Origin of the sequence: Streptomyces sp. NPDC020490, from assembly GCF_044335305.1 — a bacterium.
In the GTDB taxonomy this organism is placed as follows: Bacteria; Actinomycetota; Actinomycetes; order Streptomycetales; family Streptomycetaceae; genus Streptomyces.
Genome location: NZ_JBIRUY010000027.1, coordinates 59234 through 80256, shown reverse-complemented (window position 1 = coordinate 80256; position 21023 = coordinate 59234). Strand labels below are relative to the sequence as shown.

Sequence of the window (21023 nt, the reverse complement as noted above, 5' to 3'; positions counted from 1 at the left end):
CCGCGCGTGACCGGGATCTAGCGTCACTGATCGTAACGAGCGAACCTCTCCGAAGGAGTTCACGCATGTTCTGTTACCAGTGCGAGCAGACCGACCGCACGGGCGAGGTCCCCGGCTGTGCGGGCCCGCTGGGCAACTGCGGCAAGGACGAGGCCACTTCCGACGTACAGGACCTGCTGATCCACTCGGTGAAGGGCATCGCCCAGTACGCGAGCCGGGCCCGCGCGCTGGGCGCCGCGGACGACGAGGCGGCGGGCTTCATCCTGTACGCCATGTTCACCACGCTCACCAACGTGAACTTCAACCCGACCCGCTTCGTCGCCCTGCTGCAGGAGGCGGCGGCCGTACGGGACCGGGTGCGCGGCCGCTACGAGGAGGCGGCGCGGGAGCACGGCCTGGAGCCGGAGCAACTCGACGGGCCGGCGCGCTGGCAGCCCGCCGGCGACCTCACCGGGCTGCTGGAGCAGGCGCCCGACTTCCGCGTGGACGCCGGCCTGGACGTGGTCGGCCCGGACGTCGTCGGGCTGCGCTCGCTGCACCTGTACGCCCTCAAGGGCATCTGCGCCTACGCCCACCACGCGCACGTCCTGGGCAAACACAGCGCGCAGGTGTTCGCCGGGGTGGAGGACGGGCTGGCGTACCTGGCGGGCGAGCCGGCGGACGCCGACGAACTGCTGGAGCGCGCGGTCGGCCTGGGCCGCCTCAACCTGGCGGTGATGGAACTGCTGGACGCCGCCAACACCGGCACGTTCGGCGCCCAGCAGCCGACCGCGGTGCGCACGACGCCCGTGGCGGGCAAGGCGATCCTGGTCAGCGGCCACGACCTGCGCGACCTGGCGGCGCTGCTTGAGCAGACCGAGGGCACCGGCATCAACGTCTACACGCACGGCGAGATGCTGCCGGCGCACGCCTACCCGCTGCTGAAGCGCTACCCGCACCTGGTGGGCAACTACGGCGGCGCGTGGCAGGACCAGCAGCGCGAGTTCGCCAAGTTCCCCGGCCCGATCCTGATGACGTCGAACTGCATCATCGAGCCCTACCCCGCCTACCGCCGGCGCATCTTCACCACCGGCCCGGTCGGCTGGCCGGGCGTCCGCCACCTCGGCGACGGCGACTTCTCCGCCGTCGTGCAGGCCGCGAAGGCGATGCCGGGCTTCAAGGAGGACGGCGAGGAGCGGTTCATCACGGTCGGGTTCGGGCGGGACGCGCTGCTGTCCGTCGCGGACGACGTGGTCGGCGCGGTGCAGAAGGGCGCCATCAAGCACTTCTTCCTGGTCGGCGGCTGCGACGGTCCGACGGTCGGCCGCGACTACTACCGCGACATCGCGCTCGGCGCGCCCGACGACGCGGTCGTGCTGACCCTCGGCTGCGCCAAGTACCGCTTCAACCGGCACGACTTCGGCGCGATCGACGGCATCCCGCGGCTGCTGGACCTGGGGCAGTGCAACGACGCCCACTCCGCCATCCGGATCGCGGCGGCGCTCGCCGACGCCTTCGACTGCGGTCTGAACGACCTGCCGCTCACGCTCGCCCTGTCCTGGACCGAGCAGAAGGCGGTGGCGGTGCTGCTGAGCCTGCTCGCGCTGGGCCTGCGCGACATCCACCTCGGCCCGTCCCTGCCGGGCTTCCTGACGCCCACGCTGGTGGGCGCGATGGTGGACCGGTTCGGGCTGCGCATCATCGGCGACGCCCAGGCGGACATCGAGGCGGCGCTGCAGAGGGCCGGGGCATGACGGCGTCGTCCACGGCCACGGTCACCCTCACCACCGCCGACGGCGAGCGGCTGGAGTTCGGCTGCGCCGACGGGCAGAGCGTCCTGGAGGCCGCCGCGGAGTGGGGCGCCGCCCTGCCCGCCGCGTGCCGCCAGGGCACCTGCGGCTCCTGCCGGGCGGACGTCACCGACGGCGCCTACGACCTCGGCGCCTGCGCCGCCGACGCGCTGCCCGGCGCCGAACGGGACGCCGGGGGCGTGCTGCTGTGCCGCACCTACCCGCGCGGGGCGTTCAGCGCGGCGCTGCCGTACGACAACTCCCGCATCCTGTACGGCGGGATACCGGAGCGCGAGGGCACGGTCACCGCGCTGGAGAGGGTGGCGCGGGACACCGTACGGCTGGAGCTGATGCTGGCGGAGGACGAGGAGCAGGGCGCCGGATTCCAGTTCGACGCCGGGCAGTTCGTCGAGGTGCAGGTGCCCGGCCGGGAGGAGCGGCGGGCCTACTCGCTGGCCAACACCGGCAACTGGGACGGCCGCGTGGAGCTGTTCGTGCGGCTGCGGCCGGGCGGGCTGTTCTCCGGGTACCTGCGCGAGGGGGCCCGGGTCGGCGACCGGCTGACCGTGCACGGCCCGCAGGGCGCCTTCGGGCTGCACGAGACGGGCCTCAGGCCGCGCTGGTTCGTGGCCGGCGGCACGGGGCTCGCTCCGCTGCTGTCGATGGCCCGGCAGATGGCGGAGTGGCAGGAGCCGCAGCCGGTGCGGTTCTTCTTCGGCGTGAACGAGGACGCGGACGTCTTCGGGGAGGACCTGCTGAAAGAGGTGGCGGCCGAGTCGGCGGCCTTCGACCACGAGATCTGCGTGTGGCGGCCCGGCCCCGGCCGGCAGGGCGTGACCGGCACACCCGCCGAACGGGTCGCCGAGGCGCTGCGCGCGGCGGACGAGGCACCGGACGTGTACGTGTGCGGGCCGCCGCCGCTGGTGGAGAGCGTGACGGCTGCGGCGCTCGCCGGGGGCGTCGCGCCGGAGCGGGTCTTCCGGGAGCGCTTCCTGCCCACCTGAGCCGGGAGGGCTTCCTGCCCACCTGAGCCGGGAGGGCTTCCTGCCCACGTGAGCGGACGGCGCGAGCGCCCCCGCGGGTCACCGCGGGGGCGCCGTGCGGTGCGGGTCAGACGACGAACTCGCCGACGGCCGCCTTCAGTTCGGCCAGCCCCTGCTTGGCGTCGGTGAAGAACATGCCGGTCCTGGGATCGGTGTACAGCTCGTTGTCGACACCGGCGTAGCCGTGGCCCATGGAGCGCTTGATGACGACGACGCTCCTGGCCTTGTCGACGTCGAGGATCGGCATGCCGGAGATCGCGTTGCCGGGGCGGCGGGCGATCGGGTTGGTGACGTCGTTGGCGCCGACCACGAGGGCGACGTCGGCCTGCGGGAACTCGGGGTTGACCTCGTCCATGTCCTTGAGCTGGGTGTAGGGCACGTCGGCCTCCGCCAGCAGCACGTTCATGTGCCCGGGCATGCGGCCAGCGACCGGGTGGACGGCGTAGCTGACGTCGACGCCGTGGTCGGTGAGCAGCTTGGCGAGGTCGCCGAGCTCGTGCTGCGCCTGGGCCGCGGCGAGGCCGTAGCCGGGGACGAGGACGACCTTGCGCGCGTACGCCAGCTGGATCGCCACGTCGTCCGCGGAGACCGACCGCACCTGGGCCGGGGCTCCCCCGGCCGCTGCCGGGGCGCCGTCGCCCGTGCCGAAGCCGCCGACGACGATGCCGGCGACGGACCGGTTCATGGCGTCGGCCATCAGCCTGGTGAGGATCCCGCCCGAGGAGCTGACCAGCATGCCCGCGATGATCAGCGCGGTCTCGTCGAGCACGAAGCCGGCCATCGCGACCGCGGAGCCGGTGAAGGCGTTCAGCAGGGCGATGACGACCGGCATGTCGGCGCCGCCGATGGGCAGCACCATCGTCACGCCGAACAGCAGCGCGACGGCGACGAGCCCGAACAGGGCGGTACGGGAGTCCGGGGCGAGCACCAGCCGGACGGTGCCGGCCACGAAGGAGGCCGGCAGCACCACGTCGAGCAGCCGCGCCCCGGAGAAGACCACCGGTGCGCCGGGGATCACGCCCTGCAGCTTGCCGGCCGCGACGAGCGAGCCGGAGAAGGTGACCGCGCCGATGACGATGTCCAGCGCGCCCGGCAGGGAGACCCGCGCGCCGAGCGCGGCCGGATCGGCGGCCTGCAGCAGGCCGTCGACCGCGATCAGCGCGGCCGCCCCGCCGCCGACGGCGTTGAAGAGGCTGACCAGCTGGGGCATGGCGGTCATCTTGACCCCGCGCGCGGCGTACAGGCCGAGCGCGGCGCCGATCAGCCCGCCCGAGGCGAGCACCAGCCAGCCGGTCCGGGTGATGGTGCCCTGGTGGGCGACCAGCCATACGGTGGCGGCGATCGCGACGGCCATGGCGCCGGCGGAGACCGTGTTGCCGCGGCGGGCGGTGCGCGGGTGGTTCATCAGGTGCAGGCCGAGCACGAAGCAGGCGGCGGTGGCCAGGAAGACGTAGTGGACGGCGTTGGAGACGGTGTCCATGGCGGTCACCCGTCCTTCTTCTCACCGGGCCTGGCCCTGAACATCTCCAGCATCCGGTCGGTGACCGCGTATCCGCCGACGACGTTCATCGCGCCGAACACCATCGCCACGAAGGCGAGCGCGTAGCCGGGCCAGGTGTGCGACTCCGCGGCGATCAGCATGGCGCCGATGACGACGATGCCGTGCACGGCGTTCGAGCCGGACATCAGGGGGGTGTGCAGGGTCGCCGGGACCTTGCTGATGACCTCGACGCCGACCAGGACGCTCAGCACGAAGACGGTGATCGCGGTGAGGAGATCGAGGTTGTTCATGCGGGGGCTCCTCCCGTCAGCGCGGCCGTGATCTCGTCGGCCGGGTCGAGGACCAGTTCTCCGTCGCGCACGAGGTGGCGCAGCAGCGCGACGAGGTTGCGGGCGTAGGCCGTGGACGCGGCGGTCGCCATCGCGGACGGCAGGCGTCCGGCGCCGATGACGGTGACGCCGTTGTCGAGGACGGTCGTCCTGTCGGGTTCGGACAGCTCGACGTTGCCGCCGAATTCGCTCGCCGCGAGGTCGACGACCACCGAACCGGACCTCATGGCCCGCACCGCGGCGGCCGTGACCAGCAGCGGCGGCTTGCGGCCCGGCACCTGGGCGGTGGTGATCACGATGTCCGTACGGGCGATGTGCGCGTCCAGTGCCGCCCGCTGGGCCCGCTGCTCGGACTCCGTCAGCTCGCGTGCGTAGCCGCCCTGTCCGGCACCCTGCCCCGCGCCCTGTTCCCGCGTCGGCAGGGCCGCGACGTCCAGGAACCGGGCGCCCAGCGACTGGACCTCCTCCCGCGACTCGGGGCGGACGTCGTAGGCGGTGACGACGGCGCCGAGGCGGCGGGCGGTGGCGATGGCCTGCAGTCCGGCCACTCCGGCGCCGAGGACGAGGACCTGCGCCGGGCGCACGGTGCCCGCCGCGGTGGTCAGCATCGGGAAGAACCGGCCGTAGGTGTCGGCGGCGAGCACGGCCGCCTTGTAGCCGGCGACGTTCGCCTGGGAGGTCAGCGCGTCCATGGACTGGGCGCGGCTGAGGGTGCGCGGCAGCAGGTCGAGGCTCACCGTGCGTACCCCGCGCGCGGCCAGCGCGGAGACCAGGGCGGGCCGGCGCAGCGGTTCGAGCAGGCCGATCAGGACCTGCCCGGCGCGCAGCGACTCGGCGGTACCGGGGTCCGGCGGGCCCACGCACAGCACGGCGTCCGCCCTGGCGTACAGCTCCTGCGACGGCACGACGGCCGCGCCGGCCTCGGCGTAGTCGGCGTCGGCGAACCAGGCGCCGGCCCCGGCTCCGGTCTCGACCAGGACGTCGATCCCGTCCCGGCGCAGCAGGGTGACGGCCTCGGGGACGAGGGCGACACGGCGCTCGCCGGGCGCCCGCCCCCGTACGGCGCCGACGGTGACGGTTCCCATGATCTGCTGCCTCTCGTCGTGGCCCGGTGTGCCGGGGGACCGGGGGCCGGGTCAGAACTCGAACACGAGCCGTGCCTCGGCCCGGCCCGCGAGCACCTCCTCGAAGGAGTCGTTGACCTCCTCCAGCCGCCGCGGCTCGGCGACGACCTGGGTGCGTCCGGCGGCGTGCAGGGCGAACACCTCGGCCAGGTCCTGGCGGGTGCCCACGATGGAGCCGATGACGGAGATGCCGCCGAGGACGGTGTCGAAGACGGGCACGCTGATCGCCGCGTCGTCGCCGGGCAGCGCGACCATGACCAGGCGTCCGCCCCGGTTGAGGGTCCGGTAGGCCTGCTCGAACGCCGTGGGCGCGGCGGCCAGCACGACGGCCACGTCCGCGCCGCCGGCCCGCTCGATCTCCTCGACCGGGTCGTGGGTGCGGGCGTTGACGATCTCGTCGGCGCCGAGCCGGTGGGCCAGGCCCAGCTTGTCGGGTTCGAGGTCGACGGCGGTGACGAAGCCGCCGACCAGCCGCGCGTACTGCAGCGCCAGGTGGCCGAGGCCGCCGACGCCGAAGACCGCGACGCGCTCGGCCGGGGTCACCCCGGCGACCTTGATCGCCTTGTACGTGGTCACGCCCGCGCAGGTCAGCGGGGCCGCGTCGAACGACGACACGCCGTCGGGGACCGGGACGACGCCGCCGGCGTCGGCGACGGCGTACTCGGCGAAGCAACCGTCCACGGAGTAGCCGGAGTTGACCTGCTTCTCGCACAGGGTCTGCCGGCCGGAGACGCAGTAGCGGCAGGTGCCGCAGGAGGATCCGAGCCACGGGACGGCGACCCGCCTGCCGACGAGGTCGGCGCTGACGCCCGCGCCGACGGCAGTGACGGGGCCGACGCCCTCGTGGCCGGGGACGAACGGCGGGCGGGGCTTGATTGGCCAGTCGCCGTGGGCCGCGTGGATGTCGGTGTGGCAGAGCCCGGAGGCCTCCATCTTCACGAGCACCTGGCCGGGACCGGGCTCGGGGACGGGCAGGTCGCGGATCTCCAGGGGCTTGCCGAAGTCGGTGACGACCGCTGCCTTCATGGTCTGCTCCTCAACTGGTCCGCAGGCGGGGGTGCTTGGAGCCGGGTCACGCAGTGCGGCGGGTTCCCGGCCGCGAGGCGGTGAGCAGCGGGTGCGCCGGGGCGCGCCGTCGCGTGCGTCCCGGTGACGTGCCGAGCGTCCACGGCACCTCCCGTGCCTTCCCTACCCGGTCCGGTCCACCAGCCTCACGCGCGCGCGGGGCGGGCAGCAGAGGCCGAAGGACCCCGCTCACGGGGCCGCTCGGACCCCGCGCCGCCGACCGGCCGGAGCCTCCTCCCTCCCGGACCCCGCCCTGCGGGACCACTCGGCGGACCGGGCGGTGAGAAGGGTGCCACCCGCCCGCCGGGCCGACCGCACGGCCCCGGTCGGCCGGCATTGCACGGGTGCCCGTCTGCTACCCGCCCCACCCGGGCACACACCGGCCCGGCGCTCCTGCGGGGGCGCCCGGCGTGGGAACGCCAGGGGGGCGGGGGCGGGGGCGGGGCAGGGCGGGGCGGGGCGCCAGGGACGGGGGCGGGGCAGGGCGGGGCGCCAGGGACGGCGGGCGGGGTCATCCACGGGCAGGCGCCCCGGCCGGCCCCTGCCTGGGCAGCGTGCACCGGCCGTCCGCGGGCGGGGCAGCACGCGCACGGCGCCCCAGCCGGGACAGCACGCACCGGCCCTCCGCGGGCGGGCCGCCCGGCGCCGGGCCGGGCCGGCCCTGTCGCGGGGTTTCAGTCCAGCGGGACCCGCCACACCAGGGTCGTGCCGCCGTTCTCGGGGCAGTCCAGCGTCAGGGAGCCGCCGAGCTGTTCCGCTCGTTCGGCCATGTTGCGCAGGCCGCTGCGACGGCCGCCGGACGGGATGCCCACGCCGTTGTCGGAGACCGTCAGCCGCACCTCGTGACCGTCGGTCACCAGGGCCACGTCCGCGCGGTCGGCCCCGGAGTGGCGGGCGATGTTGGTCAGGCTCTCGGACAGGACCGCGATGACGTGGTCGGCGATCTCGCGGGGCACGTCGGTGTCGACCAGGCCCTCCATGCGCACGCTCGGCGCGAAGCCGAGCACCGGCGACGCCTCGCCGACGGCCCGGACGACGCGGGCGCGCAGCCCGGTCCCGGCTCCCCCGTCACGCGCCCGCAGGCCGAAGATCGTAGACCTGATGATCTTGATGGTCTCGTCCAGGTCGTCCACCGCGCGCGCCACCCGCTGCCCGGCCTCCGCGTGCTCGATGAAGCGGCCGGCGCTCTGCAGCGTCATGCCGGTGGCGAACAGCCGCTGGATGGCCAGGTCGTGCAGGTCCCGGGCGATGCGGTCGCGGTCCTTGAGCACCGCGATCTCCTCGGAGTCCTGACGGCGTTCGGCCAGCTCCATGGCGATCGCGGCCTGCGCGGCGAAGCTCTGCAGCGGTTCGATCTCCTTCTCGGAGAACGCCATCTGACCGGTCTCGCGCACCAGCAGGACGACGCCCCGCACCCCGCCCTCACCCGTCCCGATGGGTACGGCGACGGCCGGGCCGAGCCGGCTGAAGCGCGGCGGCCCGGCGGAGACCCGGTCGTCGTGCGAGATGTCCGGGCTGGTGACCGGGGCGGCGCTGGAGAACGCCTCGCCGATCAGGCTGTCGTCCACCGGCAGCACCAGACCCCGGTGGGTCTCCGCCTCCTCCCCGACGGCGAGTTCGACGGTGAGGGCGTCGGTGTCCTCCATCGGCATCGCGACCACGGCCAGGGCCGCGCCGGTGATCTCCATGGCCCGCCCGGCGATCAGGCCGAGCACCTCGCCGCGCCCGCTGCCGGACATCAGGCGGTGGGTGATCTCCGCGTTGGCCTGCAGCCACCGTTCGCGCTGCCGGGACTCCTCGTACAGGCGGGCGTTGTCGATCGCGACGCCGGCCGCCACGGCCAGGGTCGACAGGACCGACTCGTCCTCCTCGTCGAACTGCATCCCGCCGCGCTTCTCGGTGAGGTACAGGTTGCCGAAGATCTGGTCGCGCACCCGGATGGGGACGCCGAGGAAGGTGTTCATCGGCGGGTGGTGGGGCGGGAAGCCGTACGACGCCGGGTGCTCGGAGATCTTGGCCAGCCGCAGCGGCGCGGGACGGCGGATGAGCTCGCCGAGGATGCCGTGGCCCTCCGGGTAGGGGCCGATCCTGGCGATCTGGTCCTCGCTGACGCCGACGGTGTAGAACGCCGACAGCCGCTTGCCGTCGGGGCCGATCACGCCGAGGGCCGCGTACTCGGCGTCGACCAGGGCCGCGGCGGCCTCGACGATGCTGTGCAGGACCTGCTCCAGGTCCAGCTCCCGGCCGACCGAGAGCACCGCCTCCAGGAGGCTGTGCACCCGGTCGCGCGTGCCGCGGGCCGCGTCCAGCCGGGCCTGCAGTTCCTCCAGCAGCTCGTCCAGCCTCAGCTGCGGAAGCCGAATGCGGGCCTCCCCGGCGTCCTCGGAGCGTCCCACCCGTGATCCTCCACATCCCATGCCGTGCGTGCCGTCGGCCTGCCGTTCCGGTCACGTGCCACGGTAACGGTCCAGGCAAGGGGACGATACGGGATCCCGTGGGGACCGCTGCCCGCCGGGCCGGACAAGGCCGTCAGAGCCGGGCGGCGACGTGCTCGGTGAGGTCGAGCAGCCGGTTGGTGTAGCCCCACTCGTTGTCGTACCAGCCGAAGACCTTGACCAGTTCGCCGTGCGCCTGGGTCAGCGGGGCGTCCAGGACGCAGGAGGAGGGGTCGCCCACCACGTCGCGCGAGACGATCGGTGCGTCGGACACCCGCAGGATGCCCTTCAGCGGGCCGTCGGCGGCCTCCCGGTAGGCGGCGTTGATCTCCTCGGTGGTCACCGGCCGCTCCAGCACCAGGCTCAGGTCGGTCAGCGACCCGTCCTCCACCGGCACGCGCACGGCGATCCCGTCCAGCGTCCCGGCCAGCTCCGGCAGCACCAGGCCGACGGCGCGGGCGGCGCCGGTGCTGGTGGGGATGATGTTGACGGCGGCGCTGCGGCCGCGGCGCAGGTCCTTGTGGGGACCGTCGAGGACGACCTGGTCGTTGGTGTAGCCGTGGATCGTGGTCATCAGGCCCTTGACGATGCCGAAGCGCTCGTCGAGCACCTTGACCATGGGGGCCACGCAGTTGGTGGTGCAGGAGGCGTTGGAGACCACGTCGTGCCGCGCGGGGTCGTACGTCCCCTCGTTGACGCCCATGACCACGGTCGCGTCGACGTCCTTGCCGGGCACGGACAGCAGGACCTTGCGCGCGCCCGCCGCCAGGTGCGCCCCGGCCGTCTCCCGGGTGCGGAAGCGGCCGGTGGACTCGATGACGACGTCCACGCCGAGGTCGCCCCAGGCCAGCGCGGCCGGGTCGCGCTCGGCGCTGACGGCGACCCGGTGGCCGTCCACGGTCAGCGAGGAGTCGTCGTGCTCGACGGTGCGGCCCAGCCGGCCGTAGGTCGAGTCGTAGGCCAGCAGGTGGGCCAGGGCCTCCGGCGAGGTGAGGTCGTTCACCGCGACGACCTCGACCGGGGTGCCGCCGGCCTCGGCGCGCTCCAGCACGCAGCGCAGGTAGTTGCGGCCGATGCGGCCGAAGCCGTTGATGCCCACGCGCACGTTCATGTCCGTTCGTCCTCCCCTTGGGAACCCGGTGGCGTCCGGGATGCGATGCCAGCGTGCTCGGGCCGGGCCCGGCGGGGCATGGGCCGTACGGGGGCGACCGGGGGGACATTCGGACCCACCGGTCGCGCCGGGCGGTACGTCAGTGGCCCTGCTGCCTGAGCCGGTCCTGGGCCTGGGTGGCGATGACCGCGGCCTGGATGCGCCGCTCCACGCCCAGCTTGGCCAGCAGGCGGGAGATGTGGTTCTTCACCGTCTTCTCCGCGAGGAACAGCCGCTGGCCGATCTGACGGTTGGTCAGTCCCTCGCCGATCAGGGCGAGTATCTCCCGTTCCCGGTCGGTCAGGCCCGGCAGTGTGTCCGGCTCCTCCTCGTGCTGCTGGTCGTGGCGCAGACGGGCCATGAGCCGGGTGGTGGCGCTCGGGTCGAGCAGGGACTGCCCGGAGGCCACCGTGCGCACGGCGGAGACCAGGTCGGAGCCCTGGATCTGCTTCAGCACGTATCCGGAGGCGCCCGCCATGATCGAGTCCAGCAGGGCTTCCTCGTCGTCGAACGAGGTCAGCATCAGGCAGCTCAACTCCGGCATGCGCGAACGCAGTTCACGGCACACGCTGACGCCGTCGCCGTCCGGCAGGCGTACGTCGAGCACCGCCACGTCGGGGCGCAGCGCGGGGACGCGGACCAGCGCCTGCTCGGCGGTCGCGGCCTCCCCGACGACGGAGATGTCCGGCTCGTCGTTGAGCAGGTCGTGCACGCCTCGCCGTACCACCTCGTGGTCGTCCAGCAGGAAGACCCGGATCGGTTCGCCGGGGCCGGGCCGCTGGCTGTCCGCCATCAGATGCTCCTCGTCACGTCTCGTGGTCCCGCGCTCGGCGCGACGGAACCGTGTCCACCAGGAGATCTTCGTCGTCCCGGGGTGGACGGGCCAGGGGCCGGTCGGCCCTGATTGCCGCCCCGCGCGCACGGCTGCCGGGTACCCGGGACCGACGTTCCCGCACCTGAGCGGCGCACCGGGACCGACGGCCCGGGTGCGGGGGCCGGGCGGCCCCTGGGGCCCGGCCGGGGCCCGGGAGAGGCTGTAACCGATCACGAAAGCGCATAAGGAGTGGAGCACATGACTCCCAGGGACACCGGTACCGACGCCCGCACGACCCAGGCCGTACAGGTACGGGCCGAGGGCGACGTGGACGAGGCGACCCTCGGCTACGTCCGGACCAAGGTGAACGCGGTCTTCGACCGGCCGGGTCTGCCGGCCGTCACCGGCGAGGTACGGATCGCCAAGGCCACCGCGCACCATGTGGAACAGCCCTGGTCGGCCGCGGCCGAGATCCGGGTGGGGAGCGAGCTGCTCGTCGTCCACGCCGACGAGGCGAGCGCCCACGAACTCGCCGACCGGCTGCAGGACCGGCTGCGCGGCCGGCTGGACCGGCTCGCCGACCGCTGGGCCACCGCCCGCAGGTCGGCCGCTCCCCCGCCGTGGCGGGGCGGGCCGGCGGACGCACGGCAGGGCTGAGGGCCCGCGGCGGGAGCGGCGCCTGTCCCGTCGTTCCGGGACGACGGCGCCGCTCCCGCACCCGGCCGCCAGGTCAAGGAGGAAGACGTCGTGAAACCGCATCCCGTCGGTGAGGTGATGACCGGTGAGGTCGTGGTAGCCCACCGCGACACGCCCGTACGGGAGCTGGTCCGGCTCCTGGAACGGCACCGGATCAGCGGGCTTCCGGTCGTCGACCACGACGACAAGGTGCTCGGGATGGTCTCGGGCACCGACCTGGCCCGCGCGCCGGCCGGCGGGCGGACCGCCGGGGAGCTGATGTCGACGCCCGCGGTCACCGTGCACCCGGAGCAGTCGGTCTCCGACGCCGCGCGCGTGATGGAGCGGCACGGCATCGAACGGCTGCCCGTGATCGACGAGGAGGACCGGCTGATCGGCATCGTCACGCGGCGCGACCTGCTGCGGGTCTTCCTGCGCACCGACGGGACGATACGCCGTCAGGTCATCGACGAGATCGTGGTCGGCGCCCTCGGTCTGCCGCCCGACGCCGTCGCCGTCTCCGTCCGCGACGGGATGGTCACGCTGGCGGGCCGGGTGGAGCGGCGCAGCGACATCCCTCCGGCGGTGCGGTCGGCGTACCGGGTCGAGGGGGTCGTCGGCGTCGTCAACGGCCTCACCTACCGCGTCGACGACGCCCGGCCGTCCGGAGTCTGACGCCGCCCGTCATGCGCGGTGCGGCGGCACGGGGCCTGTCGGACCCGGTGCGGGGACCATCGGCCCTGGGCGGCCGGGGGGCACCGCGGCACAGTGGAATCGGGAGCGGCGCCAATCCCCCGTGGCGCCGCTCCCACCTGTTCGCGGGCGGGCTCGCCCGGAAAGCCGATGCGGTGGGAAGGGCCCACCCGGGCCCGGGGAAAGGTCCGAACGGCCCTAGCGCGAGCGTGCCCGTGCCCGCTGCAATGAGCTGCTCGACCGAGCCCGCACCACCCCACGCCCGACCGCCGAGTGAACGTACGGACGCCGCCCATGGCCCTCGACCAAGCCCAGCCGATTCCCGTCGGCCCCCGTCACAGCGTCGCGCTCGACAGCGCCGAGGCTCTCCAGCTGCTGGGCAGCGTCTCGTTCGGCAGAATCGTCTTCACGCAGCACGCGCTGCCGACCATCCGGCCGGTCAACCACGTCCTCGACGAGGGGGAGATCGTCATCCGCACCCACGAGGGCGCGGCCCTGACCTCCCGCACCCGGCAGGCCGGCTCGCCGGGCGTGGTCGTCGCCTACGAGGCCGACACCATCGACCCCGCGACCCACCTGGGCTGGAGCGTGGTGGTCACCGGCTACGCCCATCTGGTCACCGATCCGGTGCTGCTGACCCGCTACCAGTCGATGCTGCATCCCTGGGTCGGCCAGGCCATGGACTTCGCCGTCCGCATCCGCCCGGACCTCATCACCGGCATCCGTCTGACCCCCGCCGACACCTGAGCCGGAAAGGCCCCGATTCGGCCGGGCCGGCTCACCGGGCGTCGCGGCCCGAGCGGATGGCCGGAATCAGCACCGGCGTGACGGAAGGCTTGACATCATGACCCCGTGCGCGAAGAGCTGATATTGCGGTTACGCGGGGCGTGGCGGCACGCCGAACGACCCGACACGGCGCTGATCGCCGCCGCGCTCGCACCGTTCGGTGCGGAGTTGGACGGGGTGATCGGCGTCGCCCCCGGTGACATCCGGTTGCCGGTCGCGATCCCCGAGACGGCCGACCTGATCGCCCTCGGGGACGCGGTCGCAAACGCGCTGGCCCTCCCCTCGCCGCGGATCACCTTCGAGCAGGAGACCGCCGCTGAGCGGGGAGTCGCCGGGCGCGGCTACTACTGCTCCTGCGGCGGGGTGGACGGCGATCACACCGAACAGTGCCCGAGGGCGGGAACGTGAACTGGCGGCCGCCCGTCCCGATGGGCTACCTGGAGAGCATCCAGGCGGTCGGCGGGGTGGCCGCCCCCTTGCTCGCCGGAGGCAGCTTCACGCTGGCGGTGCTGGCGCTGCAGTCGTCCGTCCCGGGCCCCGTGGCCGTCAGCCGGTGGCCGGACGCGTCGCTGGCGTTGTTCGTGGCGGCCGGCCTGCTGCAGATCGCGACCGTCCAGGCAACGGCGTGGACCCGACGCTACGTGTGCACGCCGGGGGACCTTCTGCAGTGGTTCCCCGGTGAACAGACGGACGGTGTTCCGACCCCCTTCCTGCTGGGAATGCAGCGGAGCCACCTGCTGCAGGCCCACCGCTGGGCGAACGCGGCGCGCGGCTTCTACCACGCCGGGATCGTCGCGCTGCTCACCGGACTGCTCGTCGCCTGCGTGCCGCGCGGCCCGCTCACCGGCGCCCGCTGGACGGTCCTGGCCGTCTGCGCGGCAGGCGTCGCGGGCGAGTTCGGCTGGTTGTTCAGGGCCCTCTTTCTGGATCGTGGCATTCGTCGCCGGGCCGCGGCCGACGCGGCTGCCCTGCTCGCCGTCGCGGTGGCGGCGACGGCCCCCGGCATCTGGGACGGCCCGCCGGCGCTCGTGGTGAGCGCGGTATGCCTGTCGGCCTGTCTCCTGCCCCTCGTCCTGCGTCACCCGGTCACCTCCGCATCGGTCATCTCGGGCGTGAGCCTGGCTCTCGGTGAGATCGCCCTGTTCCTCCCCGTACCTCAGCCGCTCGTCACGATCGTCCTGGCACCCGCGTTCTGCCTCGCGGTCCGGGCGTTCGTGACTGTCATCCGTCGCCAGCGCGCGTGGGCGCGTGACCGGACCTCAGTGGGGACGACCTGATGGTTTCTCGTGCAGTGCGGGAACTCGCAGCCTGTGTCGAACGGGTGCACTCGGCCGGCGACGTGCGGCTCACCCTTGCGGACGGCATGCACGACCACCTCGTCGAAGCCTGGGTGGACTGGGACGGTGAGGCCACGGAGGCGTCCCGGACGGTCGGGATCTTCTTCTTCTACCGCTATCTGGCGGCACACGAGCCGACCGACATGCGCTCGGCCGTCATGGCGCTCACTCCCTGCCTGCTGTACAGCGACACGGCGTTGCCGCCGGACATGCTCTCCTTCCTCGCGGAATTCGGCGTCTGCGAGGCGGAACTGCTGCGGCAGGACGCCCGCGACTCGCCCGATCCGGTGCAGGCCGAGCGTGCGGCGTTCGCCTGGCGGCGCATCGTCATGGCCACCGACGACGACCATCCCAAGCGCGTGGAACGCATGACCGCCATGGTGAGGGCGGTCCGGCTGCTCGCCGCACGGCAGGGTGACACGACGGAAGTCGACCAGGTCGTCGCCGTGGCGCGAAAACGACTCGCCCCGCGAGGCCGCCGCAAGCGCCTCGCCACTCTGCATGAACTCTTCCTGGCGTTGGAGCACCGTTACGAAGCGACCGGTGACACGGCGGACCACGAGGCCGCGCTCGAGTGCGCCGAGGAACTGGCCGCGCTGTCCCCGGGACAGGATCCCGACGGCCGCTACTTCGCCTTCCTGTGCGGGGAGAAGCTCTGGCAACGGTTCCTCCGCGATTTCGACGTTCCGGATCTGGCCCGCGCGATCGGCTTCCTGCGGAAGTCGGCCGCACTCCCCGGTCCCGAGCAGCCGACCCGGCTGCTGCTTCTCTCGCGCGCCCTGTCGCTGGCCGCCGCCAAGGACCCCGGCTTCCTGCCCGAGGCGGTCGCCGCGGCCCAGCAGGCCGAGGCACTGGTCCAGCGGAACCACAAGGACCACCCGGTCCTGCAGTGGCATCTCGCCGGGCTGTACTTCCAGCGCTATGAGCGAGAAGGCGCCGCCGACGACCTCGACCGGGCCGAAGCAGCGGTGATCGAGGCCGGGATGTGTCTTCCGCGTCAGCTTCCCCTCACCGCTCTCGCCGCGGACATCGAATTCGCCCAGTACCGGCGTACGGGAGACAGCGAGCGCCTCCACCGGTCCCTCGGGCGGAGGGAACGCGTCGTACGGAGACTTCCCGCTGACGACGGCCACTCACGGGCCGGGGCCCTGCACGCCCTCAGCCAGGCCCAGATGCACTGGTACCGGCGGACCGGCTCGATCGAGGACCTGGACAGGGCCGCCGCCAACGGCCGGGCGGCCGTCGGCCTGCTGGCGGCCACCGACCCGCGCCGCTCCCAATTCCTGGGCGGGTTGGGCGTGGTCTGGTTCACACGCTTCACATGCCGCCGTGAGCCGGACGCCGTGCCCGAGGCGGTACGACTGTTCCGCGCCGCCATCGCCAGCGCACCCGACCGCTACCACCCGCACGCGATGCTGGCCACGACGCTCTGGCAGGCGTACGAACTGACGGGCGACAGCGCCTTGCTCGACGAGTCCGTCGCGGTGGGCGAACGCGCCCTGGAGCTCGCCCCTCCCGGCTCACGGGCGGACAGTCTCCTGGACCTCGGCGCCGCCCTCCGACTGCGTTTCGGCCGCTCCGACGACGCGAGCGATCTCCACCGGGCGGAAGCGGCGGTCACCGAGGCCATCCGTCTTCCCGGTCTGTCGTCGAGGACCCAGCTGCAGATCAGACTCGAACAGGCCGAACTGGCCGCGCTTTCCACAGCGGATCCGACGGAAAGACTCCAGGCCCTCGAGGCGGCCGTCGGCCTGCTGCCCGACCTCGGCATGCGCAGCAGGTACTACGAGGACAACGAATTCATGCTCCAGGTGCACTCCGGTCTGGGCGCGAAGGCAGCCGACGCCGCGGTCCGGGCCCACCGCCCCGACCGCGCCCTGGAACTGCTGGAAAGGGCGCGGGGCATCCTCGCCGACACCGTGCGCGGCGCTCCGCGGAGCACGGCGGGCGAGCTCTGCGGCAACACCGACCGCGGCCCGGTCGTCACGGTCAGCACCGTCGAGACCGGTGGTCTGGCGCTCCTCGTCACTCCCGCGGGCGTCCAGCCCGTCTCCTTGCCCGGCCTCACCCTCGGCGAGGCCCGGGCCCGGCTCGACGTCCTCCACAACGCCCTCGGCTCCGGGGCGGGCGAGGATGTCGTCGGCGTCCTCGGCTGGCTCTGGCACACCGTCGGCCGCCCCGTGCTCGATGCGCTGACCGCGACGGGGTGGAACGGCTCCCGCCTGTGGTGGTGCCCGGCAGGCATCATGTCGCTCTTCCCCCTGCACGCGGCGGGCGACGGCGAGGACTCCGTCATGGCCAGAACCGTGTCCTCCTACCTGCCCACCGTCCGCGCCATGCCTGCCGCCCGCCGCGCCCCGGCCCCGCCGGGCGAAGCCCTCGCGGTCGCCATGAGCAGAACGCCCGACCAAGCCTTCCTGGCGGGCGCCGTCTCCGAGGCGAACAGCCTCACCCGGCTGCTCGGCGCCACGGTCCTGCACAACGAGCAGGCCACCCGCGACGCCGTACTCGCCGCCCTGCCCCGCACCCGGATCGTCCACTTCGCCTGCCACGCGGAGCCCGACACACGCGTCCCCACCCTGAGCCGCCTGCTTCTCCACGACAAGCCGCTCACCCCGCGAGACCTGCCCGGACGTCTGGACGCCGACCTCGCCTACCTGTCGGCCTGCGCCACCAGCGACGTCGTCCTCACCGGCGCCGACGAAGCGATGCACATGACCGCCGCGTTCCACTTGGCCGGCTTCCGCCACGTCATCGGCACCCTCTGGCCCGTCGACGACCGGGTCGCATCCGACATCGCCGAGCACTTCTACGCCCTGATCGCCGCCCACGGCCCCGACGACGCCGCCCGAGCCCTCCACTCAGCCACCACCGAGATCCGCCGAGCCCACCCCGGCAGACCCGACCTCTGGGCGGCTCATCTCCACGTAGGGCCCTGACCCCCTCCGACCGGGGCCTGCCGGTCCTCAGTCGTGCGGCACCACGGCCACCGGGGCGACCGCGTGGCGGAGCACCTCGTGGGTGACCGGGCCGACCTGGCGGGCGGCGGTCGCGCTCCGGCGGTTCCTGCGGCCGATCACGATCAGGGACGCGTCCCGCGAGGCGTCGACGAGGTGCGCTCCCGCGTGTCCGACCACGGCCTCCTCGGTGACCTCGACGTCGGGGAACTTCTCCCGCCAGGGCCGCAGCAGGCTCTCCGGCCCGTCCTCCGGCCGCGCGGGCGTGTCGGCGTGCGACGGCAGCCGGCGGCCGTGGACCACCCGCAGGCCGGCCGCGCGGCGCCGGGCGGCGTCGAAGGCGAACTCCAGCACGGCGTCACCGGTGCGGTCGGCCAGCTCGACGCCGAGGACGACGTCGCGGTAGGGGGTGGCCGCCGAGGGGGTGCCGTCCGCGTCCGGCCGGTGCTCGCCCGGGGCCTCGGCGCCGGCCCGTACGAGCACCACGGGCCCGTCGGCCCGGCCCGTCACGGCCGAGGCGACGGAGCCGAGCAGGTGACCGGCGGCCCGGCCCAGCCCCCGGGACCCGAGGACCAGCAGGACGCTCTCCCCGGCCGCCTCCACCAGGGCGGCGGCGGGCCGGCCGGCGAGCCGTTCGGCGGTGACGTCCAGTCCGGGGTGGCGGTGGGCCAGCGACGCCCGGACCTCCCGCAGCATCCGCTCGGTGCGGTCCTCGTCGGGCTGTGCGACCGCCTCCCCCGCGAACGGCACGTAGACGGAGGGCTGTTGCTCTCCGGCGTACACGGCGCGCAGCACGGCCGCCCGCAACCGGGCTTCCCTGGCTGCCCAGTCGGCGGCGGCGAGGCTCTCGGGCGAGCCGTCCAGGCCGACGGTGACGGTGCGGAACATGATCGGGCCTCCTTCGTGTCGGACCCCACTGTGCTGTCCCACCACCCGCCCCGGATAGGTCCACTGGTCCCCGAGTGACCCCTGAGAGTCCCACCCCTCCCCGCGCCGCCCCGTCCCCTGAGCGGCCCGTACGACGCGATGTCCGTACACGGGAGCGGCCCGCGCGCTCCGGCGGAGCACTGCGGCCCGGTGCGGCCCCGCGCCCAGGATGGGCCGTCCTGCGGCGTGGACCGTCGGTGCACGGGATGCTCCGGGCGGGCGGTTGCGCCGCGCCGGGGCGCCGGATTGTGCCGTTCCGGCCGCACCTGGGTGCGGGGTTGCCGTGTTGCATGCCGTCTGCGTCGCGTGGGCCGTCGCGGTGTGCGGGAAGCCCCGGGGCGCGGGCCATCGTGTCGCAGGGCGCCGGCTTGTGCCTCGCCGCCCGCCTCGTACGGGCTGCCGTGTCGCAGGGGCGGCCGGAGCGGCCCGCGCGACACGGCGGCCCGGCGCGGTGCCGCGGTCCGTGGGACACCGCATCCCGCGCGGCGCGGCGGACCGCCCGACACGGGGGACCGCCCGGCGCGGCCGGCGCAGGGCATGCGAAAGGGCGCCGCCGCTGAGGTGGGTTTCCTCAGTGGCGGCGCCCCGGTCCGGTGCGCATCGAGCGGTCAGATGAGCCAGCGGTTACGGCTGACGAAGGGCAGCCGCGCCCACACCTTGCCCAGGCCCCAGGTTGCGCCGGCGCCCGCTGCCGCGAGGGCGATCAGCACGACCGCGTAGATCACGTGGTAGTCGGCGAACGGGTTGGTCGACATGCTCAGCGACCCGTCCGAGAGGTGCTTGGCCGGCGGCCATTCCGCGATCCACATGAAGGCCATCATCAGCGTGCCCGCCACCGCCGCGAGCCGCAGGGCCACTCCCGAGACCAGCGCGACGCCGATGCCCAGCAGGCCCAGCATGAACAGCCAGTCCGCCCAGCCGGCGCCCGCCCAGTCGTGGAACGTCGACTCCATCGGACCGACCGCCACCGAGCTCAGGAAGCCCTTGGTGGGCGAGCCGCCGTCGATCCAGCCCTTGCCGGACGGGGTGGCGTAGCCGAAGCCGAAGGTCTTGTCGAGGAACGCCCACAGGAAGACGAAGCCGGTCAGCAGTCGCAGCCCGGCGAGAGCGTGCGCGACGGTCGCCGTCGATGCCGCGGTGTCCACGGTCTGCGGGGCGGTCGCGGCCTTGCGCTGGAACGAGAAGTGGAACCCGTGAAGGCGCTGCGGGTGGTTGTGGACTGCCATGATCTTCATCCCCTCCGAGAGTGTCACTCGGGCTTTCCGAGCCCTTGTTGCACCTTCAATGTCTCGCGGCCGCGGCATCTGCCGCAGGGGCTGCAAGGCCTGACCGCACAGTCCGAACGGCCCCCTGTGCCGGACCAGTTGGGGCCCGGCACAGCGCCCGTCAGCGGTCCGTCGAGGGGACCAGCAGCACGGGGCAGTGGGCGTGGTGCAGCAGGGTGTGCGCGACCGTGCCCAGGTGGGGGCCGAGCCGGCCGGCGCGACCGTGCGAGCCGATCACGACGACGGCGGCCTCGCGGGTGGCCTCCAGCAGTGCCTGGGCGGCGCCGGAGCGCACCGTGCGGGCGTCGACGCCCACCGTGGGGTGCTGTTCCTGCAGCCGGGCGAGGCTGAAGCGCGCCACCGCCTCCTCCGCCCGGTCGTGCTGCGCCATGCGCCGCTGGCCGGGGCTCGTCGCCGGCACCAGCGACGGCATTTCGGGGGTGATGTGCGGGCGGTCCCAGGAGTGCAGGACGCGCAGCCACACGCCGCGGCGCTCCGCCTCCTCGAACGCGAAGGCCGCCGCGGTGACGTCGGTGTCGTCCTGCAGACCGAGGAGCACCTCGTGGCCGGTGCCGAGCCGCTCGCCCGCGTCGCTCCCGGCGGTCTCCCCGTGGCAGACGTGGTCCCCGCGGACGATCATGAGGGGACCGTGCACCTGCGCGGCCAGCCGCAGGCTCACCGAGCCGAACAGCGTCCCGGTGACCCCGCCGAAGCCGCGGGTGCCGACGACGGTGAGGGCGGCGCCCTCGCTCTCGGCGGCCAGTGCCCGGACGGCGCCGCCCTGCGCGGCCGTGGTGACGACCCGCAGGCCGGGGTGGCGTTCGCGGATGCGCGCGGCGGCCGACGACAGGATCGGTCCCGCCTCGTCGCGGTCGGGCACGGCGTAGACGACGCGCAGTTCGGCGGAGCGCCGCGCGGCGTCGTCCGCGGCCAGGTCCAGAGCCCGTACGGCGGCCGGCGTGCCGTCCACGCCGACGACCACGTGGTGGAGAGTCATTGTCCCGTTTCCCTTCTGGTGCCGTTGTCTTCTCGTGCGGCGGGAAGGGGCCGCCGGAACCGGGGCGTGTACCCCGCCGGACGGCTCGCGGGAATCCCGCTACGGCTACGGGTCCGATGCTCGCGGTACGGGGACGCCGGGGGGCAGGGCCCGCGG

Annotated in this window: 18 protein-coding genes; 8 read left to right on the top strand and 10 right to left on the bottom strand. The window is 73.8% G+C overall.

Translation table 11 applies throughout. From position 1 onward, the window contains the following. Positions 1-65: 65 nt before the first annotated feature. Together hcp and ACH4ZX_RS26205 are read left to right on the top strand one after the other, a co-directional pair. Positions 66-1733 carry a hydroxylamine reductase gene (hcp, locus tag ACH4ZX_RS26210; protein WP_398277368.1) on the top strand — a complete coding sequence of 556 codons (1668 nt, stop codon included), beginning with the start codon at positions 66-68 and terminating at the stop codon, positions 1731-1733. After that, entirely contained in the window at positions 1730-2773 is a 1044-nt protein-coding gene (locus ACH4ZX_RS26205) for an FAD-binding oxidoreductase (RefSeq protein WP_398277365.1), read from the top strand. Before hcp ends, ACH4ZX_RS26205 begins: the two co-directional genes overlap by 4 nt. Positions 2774-2879: 106 nt before the next feature. On the opposite strand, the gene ACH4ZX_RS26200 is transcribed toward ACH4ZX_RS26205, so the two are convergent. The 7 genes from ACH4ZX_RS26200 to ACH4ZX_RS26170 form a co-directional block, all read right to left on the bottom strand. Then, positions 2880-4292, bottom strand: coding sequence for an NAD(P)(+) transhydrogenase (Re/Si-specific) subunit beta (locus ACH4ZX_RS26200; RefSeq protein WP_398277519.1), 1413 nt, complete (start codon positions 4290-4292; stop codon positions 2880-2882). Between the two features lie 5 nt (positions 4293-4297). Next, positions 4298-4603, bottom strand: coding sequence for an NAD(P) transhydrogenase subunit alpha (locus tag ACH4ZX_RS26195; RefSeq protein WP_398277362.1), 306 nt, complete (start codon positions 4601-4603; stop codon positions 4298-4300). Continuing rightward, on the bottom strand, positions 4600-5727 hold the full coding sequence (locus ACH4ZX_RS26190) for an NAD(P) transhydrogenase subunit alpha (RefSeq protein WP_398277359.1): 1128 nt from the start codon (positions 5725-5727) through the stop codon (positions 4600-4602). Before ACH4ZX_RS26190 ends, ACH4ZX_RS26195 begins: the two co-directional genes overlap by 4 nt. A 51-nt stretch (positions 5728-5778) precedes the next feature. Beyond that, positions 5779-6792 carry a zinc-dependent alcohol dehydrogenase gene (locus ACH4ZX_RS26185; RefSeq protein ID WP_398277356.1) on the bottom strand — a complete coding sequence of 338 codons (1014 nt, stop codon included), beginning with the start codon at positions 6790-6792 and terminating at the stop codon, positions 5779-5781. Between the two features lie 713 nt (positions 6793-7505). Beyond that, entirely contained in the window at positions 7506-9248 is a 1743-nt protein-coding gene (locus ACH4ZX_RS26180; protein ID WP_398277353.1) for a GAF domain-containing protein, read from the bottom strand. Positions 9249-9360: 112 nt separating this feature from the next. Next, positions 9361-10377 (bottom strand): type I glyceraldehyde-3-phosphate dehydrogenase, encoded by a 1017-nt coding sequence (gene gap / locus ACH4ZX_RS26175; RefSeq protein WP_398277350.1) that lies wholly within the window; start codon positions 10375-10377, stop codon positions 9361-9363. A gap of 139 nt (positions 10378-10516) precedes the next feature. After that, on the bottom strand, positions 10517-11209 hold the full coding sequence (locus ACH4ZX_RS26170; protein ID WP_360748727.1) for a response regulator transcription factor: 693 nt from the start codon (positions 11207-11209) through the stop codon (positions 10517-10519). 279 nt (positions 11210-11488) lie between these two features. Here ACH4ZX_RS26170 and ACH4ZX_RS26165 point away from each other — a divergent pair, with 279 nt between their 5' ends. From ACH4ZX_RS26165 to ACH4ZX_RS26140, 6 genes are all read left to right on the top strand, one after another. Then, positions 11489-11887, top strand: coding sequence for a hypothetical protein (locus tag ACH4ZX_RS26165; RefSeq protein WP_398277346.1), 399 nt, complete (start codon positions 11489-11491; stop codon positions 11885-11887). A 90-nt stretch (positions 11888-11977) separates the two neighbouring features. Then, positions 11978-12580 carry a CBS domain-containing protein gene (locus ACH4ZX_RS26160; RefSeq protein ID WP_398277343.1) on the top strand — a complete coding sequence of 201 codons (603 nt, stop codon included), beginning with the start codon at positions 11978-11980 and terminating at the stop codon, positions 12578-12580. Positions 12581-12892: 312 nt separating this feature from the next. Next, positions 12893-13345: a pyridoxamine 5'-phosphate oxidase family protein gene (locus tag ACH4ZX_RS26155; protein WP_398277340.1), complete on the top strand. Its 453-nt coding sequence runs from the start codon at positions 12893-12895 to the stop codon at positions 13343-13345. A 105-nt stretch (positions 13346-13450) separates the two neighbouring features. Beyond that, the gene (locus tag ACH4ZX_RS26150) at positions 13451-13792 is read left to right on the top strand and encodes a hypothetical protein (RefSeq protein ID WP_398277337.1); all 342 of its coding nucleotides are present in this window, start codon (positions 13451-13453) and stop codon (positions 13790-13792) included. Continuing rightward, positions 13789-14661 (top strand): hypothetical protein, encoded by an 873-nt coding sequence (locus ACH4ZX_RS26145; RefSeq protein WP_398277334.1) that lies wholly within the window; start codon positions 13789-13791, stop codon positions 14659-14661. The genes ACH4ZX_RS26150 and ACH4ZX_RS26145 overlap by 4 nt, the downstream gene beginning before the upstream one ends. Then, complete coding sequence (locus ACH4ZX_RS26140) at positions 14661-17660, top strand: CHAT domain-containing protein (RefSeq protein ID WP_398277331.1); 3000 nt, start codon at positions 14661-14663, stop codon at positions 17658-17660. The genes ACH4ZX_RS26145 and ACH4ZX_RS26140 overlap by 1 nt, the downstream gene beginning before the upstream one ends. 27 nt (positions 17661-17687) lie before the next feature. Here the strand turns inward: ACH4ZX_RS26140 and ACH4ZX_RS26135 are convergent, their stop codons facing one another. The 3 genes from ACH4ZX_RS26135 to ACH4ZX_RS26125 all read right to left on the bottom strand — a co-directional run bounded on the left by ACH4ZX_RS26135 (position 17688) and on the right by ACH4ZX_RS26125 (position 20867). Beyond that, positions 17688-18566, bottom strand: coding sequence for a universal stress protein (locus ACH4ZX_RS26135; protein WP_398277328.1), 879 nt, complete (start codon positions 18564-18566; stop codon positions 17688-17690). A gap of 647 nt (positions 18567-19213) precedes the next feature. Further along, positions 19214-19831, bottom strand: coding sequence for a hypothetical protein (locus ACH4ZX_RS26130; protein WP_398277516.1), 618 nt, complete (start codon positions 19829-19831; stop codon positions 19214-19216). Positions 19832-19991: 160 nt separating this feature from the next. After that, on the bottom strand, positions 19992-20867 hold the full coding sequence (locus tag ACH4ZX_RS26125; RefSeq protein WP_398277326.1) for a universal stress protein: 876 nt from the start codon (positions 20865-20867) through the stop codon (positions 19992-19994). Positions 20868-21023 lie beyond the last annotated feature (156 nt).

What these genes read in the sequence shown, in the direction of transcription:
- hcp (WP_398277368.1), top strand. Translation starts at nt 66, where the DNA reads ATGTTCTGTTACCAGTGCGAGCAGACCGACCGCACGGGCGAGGTCCCC.
- ACH4ZX_RS26205 (WP_398277365.1), top strand. Translation starts at nt 1,730, where the DNA reads ATGACGGCGTCGTCCACGGCCACGGTCACCCTCACCACCGCCGACGGC.
- ACH4ZX_RS26200 (WP_398277519.1), bottom strand. Translation starts at nt 4,292, where the DNA reads ATGGACACCGTCTCCAACGCCGTCCACTACGTCTTCCTGGCCACCGCC.
- ACH4ZX_RS26195 (WP_398277362.1), bottom strand. Translation starts at nt 4,603, where the DNA reads ATGAACAACCTCGATCTCCTCACCGCGATCACCGTCTTCGTGCTGAGC.
- ACH4ZX_RS26190 (WP_398277359.1), bottom strand. Translation starts at nt 5,727, where the DNA reads ATGGGAACCGTCACCGTCGGCGCCGTACGGGGGCGGGCGCCCGGCGAG.
- ACH4ZX_RS26185 (WP_398277356.1), bottom strand. Translation starts at nt 6,792, where the DNA reads ATGAAGGCAGCGGTCGTCACCGACTTCGGCAAGCCCCTGGAGATCCGC.
- ACH4ZX_RS26180 (WP_398277353.1), bottom strand. Translation starts at nt 9,248, where the DNA reads ATGGGATGTGGAGGATCACGGGTGGGACGCTCCGAGGACGCCGGGGAG.
- gap (WP_398277350.1), bottom strand. Translation starts at nt 10,377, where the DNA reads ATGAACGTGCGCGTGGGCATCAACGGCTTCGGCCGCATCGGCCGCAAC.
- ACH4ZX_RS26170 (WP_360748727.1), bottom strand. Translation starts at nt 11,209, where the DNA reads ATGGCGGACAGCCAGCGGCCCGGCCCCGGCGAACCGATCCGGGTCTTC.
- ACH4ZX_RS26165 (WP_398277346.1), top strand. Translation starts at nt 11,489, where the DNA reads ATGACTCCCAGGGACACCGGTACCGACGCCCGCACGACCCAGGCCGTA.
- ACH4ZX_RS26155 (WP_398277340.1), top strand. Translation starts at nt 12,893, where the DNA reads ATGGCCCTCGACCAAGCCCAGCCGATTCCCGTCGGCCCCCGTCACAGC.
- ACH4ZX_RS26140 (WP_398277331.1), top strand. Translation starts at nt 14,661, where the DNA reads ATGGTTTCTCGTGCAGTGCGGGAACTCGCAGCCTGTGTCGAACGGGTG.
- ACH4ZX_RS26135 (WP_398277328.1), bottom strand. Translation starts at nt 18,566, where the DNA reads ATGTTCCGCACCGTCACCGTCGGCCTGGACGGCTCGCCCGAGAGCCTC.
- ACH4ZX_RS26130 (WP_398277516.1), bottom strand. Translation starts at nt 19,831, where the DNA reads ATGGCAGTCCACAACCACCCGCAGCGCCTTCACGGGTTCCACTTCTCG.
- ACH4ZX_RS26125 (WP_398277326.1), bottom strand. Translation starts at nt 20,867, where the DNA reads ATGACTCTCCACCACGTGGTCGTCGGCGTGGACGGCACGCCGGCCGCC.